Annotated in this window: 14 protein-coding genes and 1 tRNA gene; 11 read left to right on the top strand and 4 right to left on the bottom strand. The window is 65.7% G+C overall.

Going from position 1 to position 13908, the window contains the following annotated elements; translation table 11 throughout:
* Positions 1-78 precede the first annotated feature (78 nt).
* The 4 genes from ribB to AC13C7_RS11460 all read left to right on the top strand — a co-directional run bounded on the left by ribB (position 79) and on the right by AC13C7_RS11460 (position 2598).
* A complete protein-coding gene (gene ribB, locus AC13C7_RS11475; protein ID WP_172320725.1) occupies positions 79-1203 on the top strand; it encodes a 3,4-dihydroxy-2-butanone-4-phosphate synthase in 1125 nt (374 codons plus the stop codon).
* On the top strand, positions 1203-1745 hold the full coding sequence (locus AC13C7_RS11470) for a 6,7-dimethyl-8-ribityllumazine synthase (protein WP_482867549.1): 543 nt from the start codon (positions 1203-1205) through the stop codon (positions 1743-1745). Before ribB ends, AC13C7_RS11470 begins: the two co-directional genes overlap by 1 nt.
* On the top strand, positions 1742-2227 hold the full coding sequence (nusB, locus tag AC13C7_RS11465) for a transcription antitermination factor NusB (protein ID WP_446118950.1): 486 nt from the start codon (positions 1742-1744) through the stop codon (positions 2225-2227). Before AC13C7_RS11470 ends, nusB begins: the two co-directional genes overlap by 4 nt.
* Positions 2228-2343: 116 nt before the next feature.
* The gene (locus tag AC13C7_RS11460; protein ID WP_446170245.1) at positions 2344-2598 is read left to right on the top strand and encodes a DUF6455 family protein; all 255 of its coding nucleotides are present in this window, start codon (positions 2344-2346) and stop codon (positions 2596-2598) included.
* Between the two features lie 24 nt (positions 2599-2622).
* On the opposite strand, the gene AC13C7_RS11455 is transcribed toward AC13C7_RS11460, so the two are convergent.
* A complete protein-coding gene (locus AC13C7_RS11455; RefSeq protein ID WP_482867548.1) occupies positions 2623-4188 on the bottom strand; it encodes a zinc-binding metallopeptidase family protein in 1566 nt (521 codons plus the stop codon).
* Positions 4189-4299: 111 nt separating this feature from the next.
* Between AC13C7_RS11455 and AC13C7_RS11450 the strand changes: the two genes are divergently transcribed.
* A complete protein-coding gene (locus tag AC13C7_RS11450) occupies positions 4300-4602 on the top strand; it encodes a hypothetical protein (protein WP_172320720.1) in 303 nt (100 codons plus the stop codon).
* Positions 4603-4885: 283 nt separating this feature from the next.
* The gene (locus tag AC13C7_RS11445) at positions 4886-5347 is read left to right on the top strand and encodes an MmcB family DNA repair protein (protein WP_474889199.1); all 462 of its coding nucleotides are present in this window, start codon (positions 4886-4888) and stop codon (positions 5345-5347) included.
* An 80-nt stretch (positions 5348-5427) separates the two neighbouring features.
* On the opposite strand, the gene AC13C7_RS11440 is transcribed toward AC13C7_RS11445, so the two are convergent.
* Positions 5428-5616, bottom strand: coding sequence for a DUF6324 family protein (locus AC13C7_RS11440; protein ID WP_446118940.1), 189 nt, complete (start codon positions 5614-5616; stop codon positions 5428-5430).
* A gap of 149 nt (positions 5617-5765) precedes the next feature.
* Here AC13C7_RS11440 and AC13C7_RS11435 point away from each other — a divergent pair.
* Positions 5766-5842 (top strand) — tRNA-His (locus tag AC13C7_RS11435).
* 16 nt (positions 5843-5858) lie between these two features.
* Here AC13C7_RS11435 and AC13C7_RS11430 read toward each other — a convergent pair.
* Together AC13C7_RS11430 and AC13C7_RS11425 are read right to left on the bottom strand one after the other, a co-directional pair.
* Positions 5859-6968 (bottom strand): saccharopine dehydrogenase family protein, encoded by a 1110-nt coding sequence (locus tag AC13C7_RS11430; protein ID WP_172320718.1) that lies wholly within the window; start codon positions 6966-6968, stop codon positions 5859-5861.
* A gap of 109 nt (positions 6969-7077) precedes the next feature.
* Positions 7078-7572, bottom strand: a complete 495-nt coding sequence (locus AC13C7_RS11425) for an Lrp/AsnC family transcriptional regulator (RefSeq protein ID WP_172320717.1) — start codon at positions 7570-7572, stop codon at positions 7078-7080.
* Positions 7573-7715: 143 nt separating this feature from the next.
* Here AC13C7_RS11425 and AC13C7_RS11420 point away from each other — a divergent pair, with 143 nt between their 5' ends.
* From AC13C7_RS11420 to AC13C7_RS11405, 4 genes are all read left to right on the top strand, one after another.
* Positions 7716-9905, top strand: coding sequence for a dehydrogenase E1 component subunit alpha/beta (locus AC13C7_RS11420; protein WP_482867547.1), 2190 nt, complete (start codon positions 7716-7718; stop codon positions 9903-9905).
* On the top strand, positions 9902-10933 hold the full coding sequence (locus AC13C7_RS11415) for an ACP S-malonyltransferase (protein WP_482867546.1): 1032 nt from the start codon (positions 9902-9904) through the stop codon (positions 10931-10933). Before AC13C7_RS11420 ends, AC13C7_RS11415 begins: the two co-directional genes overlap by 4 nt.
* A 186-nt stretch (positions 10934-11119) precedes the next feature.
* Positions 11120-12847 carry a hypothetical protein gene (locus AC13C7_RS11410; RefSeq protein ID WP_482867545.1) on the top strand — a complete coding sequence of 576 codons (1728 nt, stop codon included), beginning with the start codon at positions 11120-11122 and terminating at the stop codon, positions 12845-12847.
* 23 nt (positions 12848-12870) lie between these two features.
* A complete protein-coding gene (locus AC13C7_RS11405) occupies positions 12871-13863 on the top strand; it encodes an SUMF1/EgtB/PvdO family nonheme iron enzyme (protein ID WP_172320713.1) in 993 nt (330 codons plus the stop codon).
* Positions 13864-13908: the final 45 nt, after the last annotated feature.

The raw sequence follows: 13908 nt of genomic DNA, 5'->3' as shown, positions 1-13908 counted from the left end.
CAGTGGCCCGCATGCACACTGGCGCTGGACCCGCGCCTGCGCTATGCCCGGACCCGAAACGCGAGGAGGCCCGCACCCATGAGCTACGAGACCCCCGGCCCGGTCGAGACCGATTATTCCGATGCCGTCTCCTCGATCGAGGAGATCATCGACGACGCCCGCAATGGCCGCATGTTCATCCTGGTCGATCACGAGGACCGCGAGAATGAGGGCGACCTGGTGATCCCGGCGCAGATGGCGACGCCCGAGGCGATCAATTTCATGGCCATGCACGGGCGCGGGCTGATCTGCCTGTCGCTGCCGGGCAGCCGCATCGACGCGCTCGGGCTGCAACTGATGTCGACCTACAATTCCTCGCGCCACGAGACCGCCTTCACCATTTCCATCGAGGCGCGCGAGGGGGTGACCACCGGCATTTCCGCCGCCGACCGCGCGCGCACCGTCTCCGTGGCCATCGACGCCACCAAGGGCGCCGCCGATATCGCCACGCCGGGCCATGTCTTTCCGCTGCGCGCGCGCGAGGGCGGCGTGCTTGTGCGCGCGGGCCATACCGAGGCCGCGGTCGATATCAGCCGGTTGGCGGGGCTCAACCCCTCGGGCGTGATCTGCGAGATCATGAACGAGGACGGCTCCATGGCACGGCTGCCCGACCTCGTTGCCTTCGCGCAGCGGCATAACCTCAAGATCGGCACGATCAGCGACCTGATCGCCTATCGCCGCCGCCACGACAACCTGGTCCGGGTGCGCGTCGAGGAAACCATCACCTCCGAATTCGGCGGCGAATGGCAGATGCGGATCTACACCGACGAGACGCAAGGGGCAGAACATATCGCGCTAGTCAAGGGCGACATCTCGGGCGACGAGCCCGTTCTGGTGCGGATGCACGCGCTGGATCCGCTGCTTGATGTGGTCGGCACCGGCGGCGCGGGGCGCAGCCGCGAATTTGGCGACGCGATGGAGCTTATCGCCGAGGAAGGGCGCGGCGCGCTGGTCCTTCTGCGCGACCTGCACATGAAGCTGACCCCGGAGCATGAGGCCTCCCCCCAGACCTTGCGCCAATACGGGCTCGGGGCGCAGATCCTGTCCTCGCTCGGGCTGTCGAAACTGGTCCTGCTGACCAACTCGCCGACGCCCAAGGTGGTGGGGCTGGATGCCTACGGGCTGGAGATTGTCGGCACCCGCAAGATATCGGAGATCGGATAATGGCCGGATCGGAGACACATTACAGCCTGCCACTGCCCGAGTTCGACAAGCCGGTGAAGCTGCTGATCGTGGTCGCCCCCTATTACAAGGACATCGCCGATGACCTTGTCGCGGGCGCCATCGCGGCGGCGGAGGCGGTCGGCGCGGCCCATGAGATCATCGAAGTGCCCGGCGCGCTGGAGGTGCCGACCGCCATCGCCATCGCCTACAAGCAGAGCAATTTCGACGGGTTCGTGGCGCTTGGCTGCGTCATTCGGGGCGAGACCACGCATTACGAGACGGTGTGCAACGACAGCTCGCGCGCATTGCAGTTGATGGGGCTGGACGGGGCCTGCATCGGCAATGGCATCCTGACCGTGGAAACCCGCGCGCAGGCCGAGGTGCGGGCCGATCCGAAGGGCCAGAACAAGGGCGGCGGGGCTGCCGCGGCGGCGCTGCACCTCATCGCGTTGACGCGGAAGCTCGGGCGGCCTAAAGGCGGCATCGGATTCAAGCCGCGCGGTGAAGAGATGCTGATCGCGGAGAACAAGGACACCGCATGACCGACCCCCGACCCTCAGCACCGAGTCGCGACGAGAAACGCCAGATGAAATCTGCGGCGCGGCTCTATGCCGTGCAGGCGCTGTTTCAGATGGAGGCGTCCGGGCAGAGCGCCGACAAGGTGCGGGTCGAGTTCGAGACCTACCGCTTCGGCGAGGAGGTCGCGGGCGAGGAACTGGCCGAGGGCGATGTGGATCTCTTCCGCAAGCTCATTGACGACACGGTGAACTGGCAGGCGAAGATCGACCAGATGACCGACCGGGCGCTGGTGGCGAAATGGCCGATCGCGCGCATCGACCCCACCATCCGGGCGCTCTTCCGCGTTGCGGGGGCGGAACTGACGCAATCCGACACGCCGCCCAAGGTGGTGATCAACGAATATGTCGATGTCGCGCGGGCCTTCTTCCCGGAAGGGCGCGAGCCGAAATTCGTCAATGCCGTGCTGGACCACATGGCGCGGGAAGCCAGGCCCGAGGCATTCTGAGCCGTCCAGCACCACGGACTTGATATATATCAAGGCGAACACCTGCTTTTTCTGACAGGGCGGATGTAACGCGACGCACGCGTTCCGAGACCCCGAAACCGGAGAAAGGAGACAGCATGGCCGTTATCTCGAATGCGCTGCGCCACCCGGAACAGATGCCGAAGATGGCCCGCGCCCTTGGTGTGGACCTCGTCAGGGCCACCGCCGATGGCAGGCTGCGCCCCTTCGAGCGGCACGATATGGCGTATCGGTGCAGCACCTGCACGGACAGGCCGGCCTGCGATGCCTGGCTGGCGGATAACAGCGGCGCTGCCGAAGCCGCCCCGGCGTTTTGCCGAAACAAGACCCGGCTGGACGCCCTGAGGGGCTGAGGGTCTGCGCCGCTCATCGGCGGATCAACTGGGTATGACCCAATCCGTCCCGCGTGCCGTGGTGACGTATTCCGGCCAGCGGAAATTCAGCGGCGGGGCGTAGTCGCAAAGCGGGGCAAGCCATGTCGCGCCGCCGATCCCGCCCCCCGTGCGGTCTCGGAACTCCGCCTGTGCCGCCTCCAGAACCCCGGTATCCCCCAGGCAATCCAGCGCCGTCATCGCCACCACTTCTGCCGCCACCTGCGTCATCGGGTCGATGCAAGGGGGATGCCCGCCAAGCGCGTTCATCGCCCATGCCGGATAGGCATAGCCCGGCGGGGCCTGAAGGGCAGGGCGGCCCAGGTAGAGCCGCACGGTCGGCGCGTGCCAGCAATATTCCGTGTAGTCGTCCGAGGTGAAATGGCGTTGCGAGGGCGGCAGGGTGGCACGCAGCTGTCGCTCGGCCTCCTCGGGGTCGATCAACTCCGAGATCATCGGCAGGAAGGGGGCCTCCATCGGCTCCAGCCCCAGTTCGGACTGGATTGCACGGGCGAAATCGGCGGCCTCCGCACCCCATTGCGGCGCGCCGACCTCCTCCAGATTGGTGTAGGTCGCACGGGCCAGCGCGTGGTTGGGCAGGCCGGGGCGGGATTTGGCGACCCAATGCCTGCGCCAGGTGCAATGCGTCAGCCGCGCGGCGGCCTCGGCGAAATGATCCAGGCCGCGAATGATATGCTCGGCCTCCGCGACCTCGGAAATGCGGATGAAATACATGATCTGCGCCATCTGCGCCGGGATGTTGTCGGCGGTGGCCTGCCCGTGCGCAAGGATGGTCTCGTTCATCGACCAGCTTTGGCCGGGGGCCATGACATGCTCGCGCAGCGCCTTGGCCGTTTGATACATCTGCACCATCGCATCCGTCGCGCCGGGGGCGCGCGGGCTGGCATGGCTGGCCGGGATGGGCGAGGCACCGCCGCCCGCCATCCAGGTCTCGGGCGCGTCGCAGGTAAACTCGTAGATGACGCTATAACCCACACCACAATGCGTGTCCCACCGCACGGTGTTGCAATAGGGGGCCATGTAGAAGGGGTGAAAACTGATCGCGGCATCGAGATCGTCGTAATAACCCGCCGCCGCGTGGATCGGTTTCGACCCGCGCACCTTCTCCGCCGGTTCGCCAAAGAACTTGAGGCGGCCCTTGATCCCATGCGCCTCCATCGCCGCCTTGGCCGCCAGAAACCCGCCAAGCGCCCCCATGCCGAGCGCCGAATGCGGATCGGTATGGCCGCCCGCGTGGGCGGAGAGCCCGTCGCGCGGGGCCTGCCGGGGCTCCGCCGCCTGGCAATTGCCCGGAATGCCGTCATATTCGGCATAGCCGCCGATCACCGGCCCGTCGCCATTGCCCCAGGTGGCGCAGAAGGCCGTGGGCATGCCCCCGCTGCCTTCCTCGACCTCGAAACCCTCGCGGCGCAACAGGTCGACATAGAAGGCGGCGGAGCGGTATTCCCGCCAGGCGGTCTCGCCATGGTCCCAGATCGTCCGCGTCCAGCCCGAGATCTCGCCCATCCGGCCCCTGACCGTCTCGCGCGCCGTTGCTTTCGCCTGCTTCATGCCGTCCTCCCCCATGCTGCGCCAAGGCTAGCCAGGCGAACAGGCTGCGGCAACCGGGCGGCTTGTCATGCGCGACCGGCACATTACCTTGATTGACAGGAGGTTCATCCCATGCCCGATCATATCCGCTTCATCCTCAAACATGCCGCCATCGGCTTCGGCATCTCCGCCGGGTTCGCGGCGCTGCTGCTGTGGCTCAATATCGGCAATCTCTGGCACCTGGTCACGCACACGTCGGAAGGCCCCATCGCCGTGATCATGCTGGTGATCTTCGGCGGCATCACCTTCGGCTCGGCCCAGGTCGGGTTCAAGATCATGACGATGGGCGAGGAGGAGGATGACGACGATAGCGGCAAGCGCGACGCCCTGCCGGTTCTCGACGCCGTTCCGGTGCCGGTGCAAAGCGACCGCTGAGCGGTGCCGGAAGAGGGAGAATATCGGCGGGGGACCACCATGAACGTGGGGGTGTCGAATTCCCGGGGACCTGTATGAACAGGTGGGCGCCAGGTAAACGGACCAGGGTCCGCACAGAGCCAGCTCCCTTGGAATTGCTTAAGGCCACTGGAATATTGCCCCTTCACAGGAAAGGCAGACCCCGCCTAGGCCAGACATAGGGCTGCGGCCTCTCCGGAACAAGGGGGTTTCGGCGCGTGCCCTGCCCCTTGCCATATGTTCACGAATTGTTCATGCTTTCCCGATGACCGACCCGGCCCCGTTCGATCCCCCCGCCCTGATGCCCGGCCAGCTTCTGGCGCGCGGCGTCTGTCGGCACTTGCGCCAGCACGATTTCGCGACATTGGAGGAGTTCGTGCCCGACCGGGGCCTGCGCGTCGACGTGATGGCGCTCGGTCCCAGGGGCGAGGTCTGGATCATCGAATGCAAGAGCAGCCGGGCCGATTTCACCTCGGACGCGAAATGGCAGGGCTACCTGGACTGGTCCGACCGTTATTTTTGGGCCGTGGACGAGGATTTCCCGACCGATCTGCTGCCCGAGGGCACCGGCCTGATCATCGCCGATGCCTATGATGCCGAGATCCTGCGGATGGGGCCGGAAACCAAACTGCCGGCCGCCCGCCGCAAGGTGCTGACCCGCAAATTTGCCCGCACCGCCGCGCAGCGCCTGCACCTCTTCCGCGATCCCAAACCCGGAACAATTTGACTAAAGTTTGCCTTCTTTGTTCCAAAAATATCCCGGGGAGTTTGAGGGGCTGGCCCCTCAATCCACGCTCTCGTCCGGGCTCAGCCCTTGGCCGATCTCGCGGCCTCCGCCGCCGCGCGCAGTTCCTCGGCGATCTCCAGCGCCTCCTCGGGCTCGAAATCCATCGGCAGGTCGATGCCATCCGCCTCGATATAGATTCGTACCATGCCCAGGTTGGTCGGTCCGATCTGGATATTCGCGGTCACGTCGCTTTCGCTGTTGATGCTCATCTGTCTTCTCCGGCTCGCATGGGGTTCTCAGGCAGGTAGAGGCTGCCCCCTGCCGCTGCAAGCGTCAATCCGAACCGGCATGAAAGGGGCCACGCGACCGATCAGAAGGCTTGCAATCCCCGCGCCCGTTTTGTATCCCCCGCGCCAGTGCCGCCTTAGCTCAGTTGGTTAGAGCGCCGGATTGTGGATCCGGAGGTCTCCCGTTCAAGCCGGGAAGGCGGTACCATCCTTCCCGACCCCGTTCAGGCCGCCGCAACCATCCCGGTTACCGCGCCCCTGCCGTAATTGCTGCCGAACTCGGTCGCCATGAAGTCGGAGAGGGCAACCTGTTCCTGGCGCACGAACCCCGCGCTTGGCAGTTTGCCCATACGCATCAGGTCCATCACGCCGCAGACGCCCGAGGCCGTGGTGATCTGGATCGCGCCCCAGATCCGTCCGCCGCTTTCCTGCGCCATGGATTTGTTGATGAAGCTCTTTTCGCGATATTCGCCCCCGATCCAGCCGGTGGCGGTGCAGAAGATCAGAACCACATCCTGATCGGTGCGCGGCAAGGCGGTCTCGAACACGTCGCGCAACAGGTCACGGCGGCTTTCCAGCCGCAGGTCGTGCAGCAGCATCTTGATGATCTCGCAATGGCCCGGATAGCGGATCGTGCGATAGGAGACGCGGCGCGCGCGGCCCGCCAGCGTCTCGGTCAGGGTGCCGAGGCCACCGGATGTGTTGAAGCACTCGTAATCGGTGCCATCGACGCTGATCAGGTCCAGATCCTCCAGCGGGGCGGCCTTGATCACCTTGCCATCCTCGATCACGTCGCAGGGGTTGCAATATTCGTTGATCAGCCCGTCCGTGGACCAGGTCAGGTTGTATTTCAACGCGTTGGTCGGGTAGAGCGGCAGCGCGCCCACCCGCAGCGACAGCGTGTCCAGCGTGTCGAACTCGGCGGCCAGCGACGCGCCCGCGATGCCGACGAAGCCCGGTGCCAATCCGCATTGCGGCATGAAACCGGTCGTGGCCCCCTGGGCCAGCTTGCGCACGGCATCCGTCGCCGCGACATCCTCGGTCAGGTCGAAGTAATGCGCCCCGGCCTGTTTCGCGGCGGCGGCGATTGTCGGCGTCAGGAAGAACGGTGCCGCACTGACCACGGCGTCGAAGCCTTGCAGGCTGTCGGCCAGCGCCTCGGCGTCGCCGGCATCCGCCTGTATCACATTGAAGCCCATCTTCTGCGCGCGCGTCAGGTTGCCCAGGTCAGCATCGGCCAGGGTGACAGTGTAATTGGGCGAGCGGTGCAGAAACTCGGCGATCATGTGGCCGATCTTGCCCGCGCCGACGATACAGACATTCCAGGTGGTCATTGCGCGCTACTCCTCAATGGCGGTTTTGCCTGGAAGAGTGCCGAAGGTTGGGCCGGTCTGTCGCCTGCCAATGGGCCGGAACCCGCGCGATTTCAGGCATTTTGCCGGATCAGGGGGTATTTGCGTCCGCCAGGTTGCGAATCTGGCGTTCGATCCGCTCCGCCGTATCCTCTTGCCTGCGGTCGAACTTGCGCCCGAAGACGACCGAGGTGTTGGTCCGCGTCACCCCCGGTATTTCGCCGATCTCATCGACCAGAATGTCGAGATCCTCGATCCGGGGGGCCTCGGCCGACAGGAACAGGTCGTATTCGCCATTGATCGAATAGCAGGCCTGGATCTCGGGATAGCCCGAGAGGCGTTGCAGGATCTTGCGCGTGTCTTGCTGCCGGATTTCCAGGAACATCAGGATCTGCACGGTTTCCTCGCCCGGTGTACGGCTGAGGATGACCGAGTAGCCCGAGATCGTGCCGTCCTTCTCCATCCGCGCGATGCGTTCATGCACGGTCGAGCGCGCCACCTCCAGCCGCGCCGCGATGGTCGAGGTCGAGGCCCGCGCGTTGCGCTGCAATTCCCGGATGATGCGTCTGTCCAACGTGTCGCGCATGCAATTTGCCGCCTTTTTCGGAAGTTCGCCGGATTTCGCGGGTTTTCTGCCATTCTGTCAAGGGGCGATGGCTGTGCCGTGGCGGCACTGGACAATCCACGGTCAAACCGCAAGATGTGGCCCGGATCAAACGGGGGCCTCCGATGGACCGGGTCGAGATTGTTCATGAAAACCTGACGACGCGCCTGCCCGCCGGGGATTTTCCATCGGGCCGCGCGCCGGTTCCGCCGCTCACGGGGATCGAGGGCGTGGCGCTTTTCCGCGCGCAATGCCTCAGCCGCGCGCTGGACCGGGAAAGCCGCGCGATGCAGAAGGCGGGGCAGGGCTTCTATACAATCGGCTCGTCGGGGCATGAAGGCATGGCCGCCGTCGCCGCCGCCCTGCGCCCGACCGATCCGGCCTTCCTGCATTACCGCGATGCGGCGTTCCAGATCGCGCGGGCGGGGCAGGTGCCGGGGGTCAACATCACCTGGGACATGGCTCTGAGCTTCGCCTGTTCGGCGGAGGATCCCATTTCGGGCGGGCGGCACAAGGTGCTTGGCAGCCGCGCCCTGATGATCCCGCCGCAGACCTCGACCATCGCCAGCCACCTGCCCAAGGCCGTGGGAGCGGCCTATGCCATCGGGCTGGCGCGGCGGCATCCGCCGGAGCATCGGTTGTATGAAAAGGACGCCATCGCGGTCTGTTCCTTCGGCGATGCCTCGGCTAACCATTCGACCGCGCAAGGAGCGATCAACGCGGCGGGCTGGACCGCCGTTCAAGGCACGCCCCTGCCGCTCATGTTCATTTGCGAGGATAATGGCATCGGCATCTCGACCAGGACGCCCAAGGGCTGGATCGAGAACTCAATGCGCCACCGTCCCGGTATCCGCTATTTCAAGGCCGACGGGCTGGACATGTTCGACACCTACCGCGCCGCGCGCGAGGCCGCCGAGTACACCCGCCGCCACCGCAAGCCCGCCTTCCTGCATCTCCGTACCGTGCGGCTCTACGGCCATGCCGGGGCGGATGTGGCGACGTCCTACCTGCCGCGCGAGGAGGTGGAGCGCGATGAGGCCAACGACCCGCTGCTGCATTCCGCGCGATTGCTGGCGGAGGAGGGGGCGCTGGCCCCCGAGGACGCGCTGGCGATCTACCAGGAGACCTGCGCCCGCGTCGCGCAAGTCGCCGCCGAAGTCATCCAGCGCCCGCGCCTGAATACCGCCGCCGACGTGATGTCCACCATCATTCCGCCCAAACGGAGCTGCGCGCCGACGAATGGCCCGGCACCCGAGGCGCGCGCGGCGCGGTTCGGCAGCGACATGAAGGCGATGGACGCCCCGCAAACCCTGTCGAAATGCCTCAACATGGCGCTGACCGACCTGATGCTGGAACATGGTGAGATCACCCTCATGGGCGAGGATGTCGGGCTGAAGGGCGGTGTCTATGGCGTCACGCAGAAGCTGCAATCGCGCTTTGGCCGCGACCGGGTGATCGACACGCTGCTGGACGAACAGAGCATCCTGGGCCTCGCCATCGGACTTGCCGGCAACGGCTTTGTCCCCATCCCCGAGATCCAGTTCCTGGCCTATCTGCACAATGCCGAGGACCAACTGCGCGGTGAGGCGGCGACGCTGCCCTTCTTCAGCCGTGGCCAGTTCACCAACCCGATGGTGCTGCGCATTGCGGGGCTCGGCTATCAAAAGGGGTTTGGCGGGCATTTCCACAATGACAACAGCCTCGCCGTCCTGCGCGACATTCCGGGGCTCGTCATCGCCTGCCCCTCGACCGGGGCGGATGGGGCAAGGATGCTGCGCGAATGCGTGCGTCTGGCGCGCGAGGAAAACCGCGTGGTGGTGTGTGTCGAACCCATCGCGCTCTACCCGATGCGCGATCTGGATGAGGCGGGCGATGGCGGTTGGATGACGCCCTATCCCGCGCCGGATGAGCGGATCGCGATGTGCGAGATCGGCCAGCATGGCGACGGGGAAGACCTCGCCATCGTCACCTATGGCAACGGGCATTACCTGTCCCGGCAGGCCGAAACGGCGCTGGCGCAGGCCGGAACGCGCACACGGATCATCGACATCCGCTGGCTGGCCCCGCTGCCGGTTGAGGCGATCTTGCAGGCGGTCCGCGACTGCGCGCATGTCCTCATCGTCGATGAATGCCGCTTTACCGGCGGGCAGGCCGAGGCGCTGATGGGGCATTTCCACGAGGCGGGAGTGCCCAGTTTCGCGCGTGTCACCGCCGAGGACAGCTTCATCGCCACCGGCCCGGCCTATGGCGCGACCCTGCCGTCGAAGGAGGGGATCATCGCGGCGGCGAAGGCCCTGGTGGAGGGCAGGTCATGACAAGGCGCGCGGTTCTCATCCTGCCCGGTCGCGGCACCTATAACGCGGGCGAGCTTGGTTATCTGAAACGCCACCATGCGGATCGCGTCGACCTGATCGCGCGCTTCGATGCCATCCGCGAAGCGGCGGGCGAAGTGCCGGTCTCGACCCTCGACGGGGCGGAGAAATTCAGCCTGTCCAGGTATTCACGCGGCGACGTTGCCTCGCCCCTCATTGCCGCCTGCGTGCTGGCCGATGCCGCGGCGCTGGCCGATGACATCGAGATTGTCGCCGTCACCGGCAATTCCATGGGCTGGTATCTGGCCCTGGCCGCAGGCGGCGCGGTCACGCCCGAGGACGGGTTTCACATCGTCAACACCATGGGCGGGTTGATGCAGGCGCAGCTGATCGGCGGGCAACTGGTCTATCCCTGGATGGGCGTGGACTGGGTGCCGGAGGCGGCGCGCAAGGCCGATCTTCTGGCGCAGGTGGAAGAGATCGGCGCGCGGGAGGGGCAGGCGCTGGCGCTGTCGATCGACCTGGGCGGAATGCTGGTTCTGGCGGGCGATGAGGCGGGGCTGGCGGCCTTCGAGGCGGCCGTGCCGCGCGTGAATGACCGCTTTCCGATGCGCCTGCCCAATCACGCGGCGTTTCACACGCGGCTTCAGGCGCCGGTCGCCGCCCTTGGCCGTGACGCGCTGGCGCGGTCCATCTTCCACCAGCCCGCAAAGCCCCTGATCGACGGGCGCGGCCATATCTGGTGGCCCGGTGCAAGCGACCCTGCGCGGCTGCATGACTACACTTTTGGCCACCAGGTGACGGAAGCCTACGATTTCACCGCCGCGATCCGCATGGCGGCGCGGGAATTTGCCCCCGACCTCTTCATTGTCACCGGGCCGGGCGACACGCTTGGCGGCGCGGTGGCGCAATCGCTGGTGGCCTGCGGCTGGCGCGGTATGGGCAGCAAGGCCGATTTCACGCAGGTGCAGGAAGCGGAGGGCCTGCTGGCCTCGATGGGCCGATCCGATCAGCGCGGGCACGTCACCTGACGCGGACCCGGTGAATTGTGATCGTTTCGCCACAGGGGTGGGTGTTCCCAGCATTGCGCGAATGCCCGATTTGTTGCAGCATAATTTCGTGACGCCCCTGGCGCGGAGCCGATTTTCAGGGCTCCCGCGCCCCCATGACGATATTTTCTGGAGTTGGATTTGCCCAAATCGCCATTGCCCGCCCGATTGACCGGACTGACCTGCACCCTTGCCCTGACCTTGGCCGCCCCGGCCCTTGCCACCGGGATCGAGCCACCGAGTGAAGAAGTTCTGGCCGAACAGATGGCCGAGTTCCTGACCGATGCCCCCGGCTCGATCTTCGCGATGAACCCGTTCCGGGCCGAACAGACGGTGACCGGCGAGGATGGATTGCAGGTGCAGCTTATCTCGACCAACCCGGTCATCAACACCTGGTTCGTGCTGCGGGTCGAGGAGGCGGACGCCCGACGTCCGTCCTTCTATCACCTTGAAAACACCGATCCGGAGGTCTGGCATCTCTCGCTTGGCGGGGATGGCGACGATCCCTTCATCCTGATCGAGGGCGATGACGACGCCGAGGAATGCGCGCCATGGGCGGGCCGCAGCCCCGAGTTGGAGGAGGCGGGCGATACCGGCCTGCCTTATGCGCCGCTCTGCGACGGGCGGCTCTACCTTCGCAACCGCGTGTCGGGGTCGCGCACCAACCGCGAGGCGATTGCGGAATTCCTGCGCGACAACGTCATTTTCGGCGATTCCATCGTCAACCTGATCAAGGGCACCTTTTACGAGGATGCCTTCCTCGAAGATAGCGACGAGATCGAGGAGGCCGATGCCGGTGCCGTGGTCGAGGCGCTTGGCCAGGCCAACCTGTCGCGGTTCCCGGTGATGAATGCCAGCCCCGGTTTCGACCTGGTCGGCGCCGAGGGCGGCATGGAGGCGGGCAGCTGGTACGCGGTCGAGGATGCGCCGGGGATCTATTCCAGCGTCATGCAGCCGGGAATGATCAGCGACGAGATCCTGAACCGCTCGGGCGAGACCAACTGGCTGGACGGGGTCGAGCGCAACGCCAATGTCTACCTCGTGGCCTTCGACATGTCGCAGTTTGAACTGGGATATGAGCTTGGCACCGATCACCCCTCCTTCGGCTGGTCCTCGCGGCCTTCGGGGGCCGGGCGCGACTGGTCCATCCCGGGCCCCGACGGGTTCAACAGCCCCGCGCCACTGGTGATGAACGGGATGCTCAGCCCCGCCCTTCTGGACCGGGTCGCCGCCACCTTCACCGGTGGCTACAAGCGCGATCACGGTGCCTGGCGCTTTGGTCCGATGGCAACCTACAATAACGGCCACCATTACGGGTTCCTGGTCAATGGTACGCTGCTCAGCCGTCTCTGGCCGGGACTGGCGACGATCTACGTGCTGGATGACGGCACCTTTGGCATGACCACCTGGACCGAGGAGATGAACGAACTGCTGCCGCGGCTTCGCTTTGCCCGCCAGAATGGCGTGGCGCTGATCAATCCCGATCCCGAAACGGGCGAGGGTGTGCCGGGCGATCTGGTCACCTCCTGGGGTGGCGGCAACTGGTCGGGGTCTGCCGATGCGCAGCTGCGCACCCTGCGCGCCGGATCGTGCCTGCGCGAGGTCGATGGGCGGCAATTCCTGCTCTACGCCTATTTCTCGACCGCGACGCCCTCGGGCATGGCGCGGACCTTCCAGGCATATGGCTGCGACTACGCCATGCTGATGGACATGAACAGCCAGGAGCACACCTATATGGCGCTCTACCCCCAGATCGACGACGATGACTGGATCGAGGCCGAGCACCTGGTCTCGGGCATGGCAAATGTCGATCAGAACTCCCGCCGCGGCGCGATTCCGCGTTTCGTGGGCTTCGCCGACAATCGCGACTTCTTCTACCTTCTGCGCCGCGAGTAACCATCAGACAAAGGACTGTCCCCATGCGATATCTCACCCTAGTGTTCGTGACCATCCTGAGCGGCGTCATGGGCGCCGGGGCGGGGGCGCAATCGCTCGCCGAGTTGAACGAGGAAATGTTCCAGCAGATGCGCGATGTGCGCGGCGTCTCGAATGCCGAGATCCAGCGCATCCGCCGCATCTTCGAGGGCTCCTCCTATATCGGGCAGGGCAATCCGGCGGTGACACGCCATCCGATGACACCCGAGGAGGCGGCGGCGCGGCTTGGCGGGTCCGTGGCTCAGGTGCAGGCCAGCTACCGCAACGCACGGTTCGAGCGGATCTGCGGCGGTCCTTACATGGTGCCGCTCTATGATCCGGCAACCGAGAGCCCCGAGGATGCCACCACCTGCGTGGACATGTTCGAATATCCCAATATCCCGATGGTCTACCCCGTGGTCTGGGTGCGCGCCAACGAGGCGCATCAGCTCTGCGCCGCCGAAGGCGGACGCATGGGGGACGCGCATGAATGGGAAGGCGCGGCGGCGGGGGCGTTGCTGGAGCCCGATTACCGGTTCGACATCGGCAACCCGCAGGGAATGCGCGCCTGGCACAACCAGCAATGGGCCAATACCCGCAACCAGTATTCCATCGGCCAGTGGCGCGCCGGCGTCTGCGCGACGGGCAGCCGAAAAACGCCAGGCTGCAATGGCGGCAGCTTCACCGGCTGCGGGTCGAACACCTATCCGGCGGGCTCGTTCCCGCAATGCCAAAGCCCGCTTGGCGTCTATGACATCGACGGCAACGTGGCCGAGCATATGAACCTGCCGCTCAATGAAAGCCAGATGGCCAGCCGGGGCTCGACCACGCTTGGCGTGACCGAGATGAAGGGCAGCTGGTTCATCTGGGACACGGTGCGTGCGCATGAGCATTGGGCGCGCTGGCGGGCGCCGTTCTGGCATGGCAGCCGGGTGATGTCGCCGGCGAGCCATCGCAACTATCACCTGGGCTTTCGCTGTTTCCGCGATGTGAACTGAGGCGGGGGGGGAGGGTTTTTGAAAACCCTCCCGAGCGATTTGGAA

The sequence above is a fragment of the Alterinioella sp. B-7 genome, from assembly GCF_056857775.1.
Note: the sequence above shows the minus strand (reverse complement) of the source record. Positions and strands in the feature narration are given on the sequence as shown.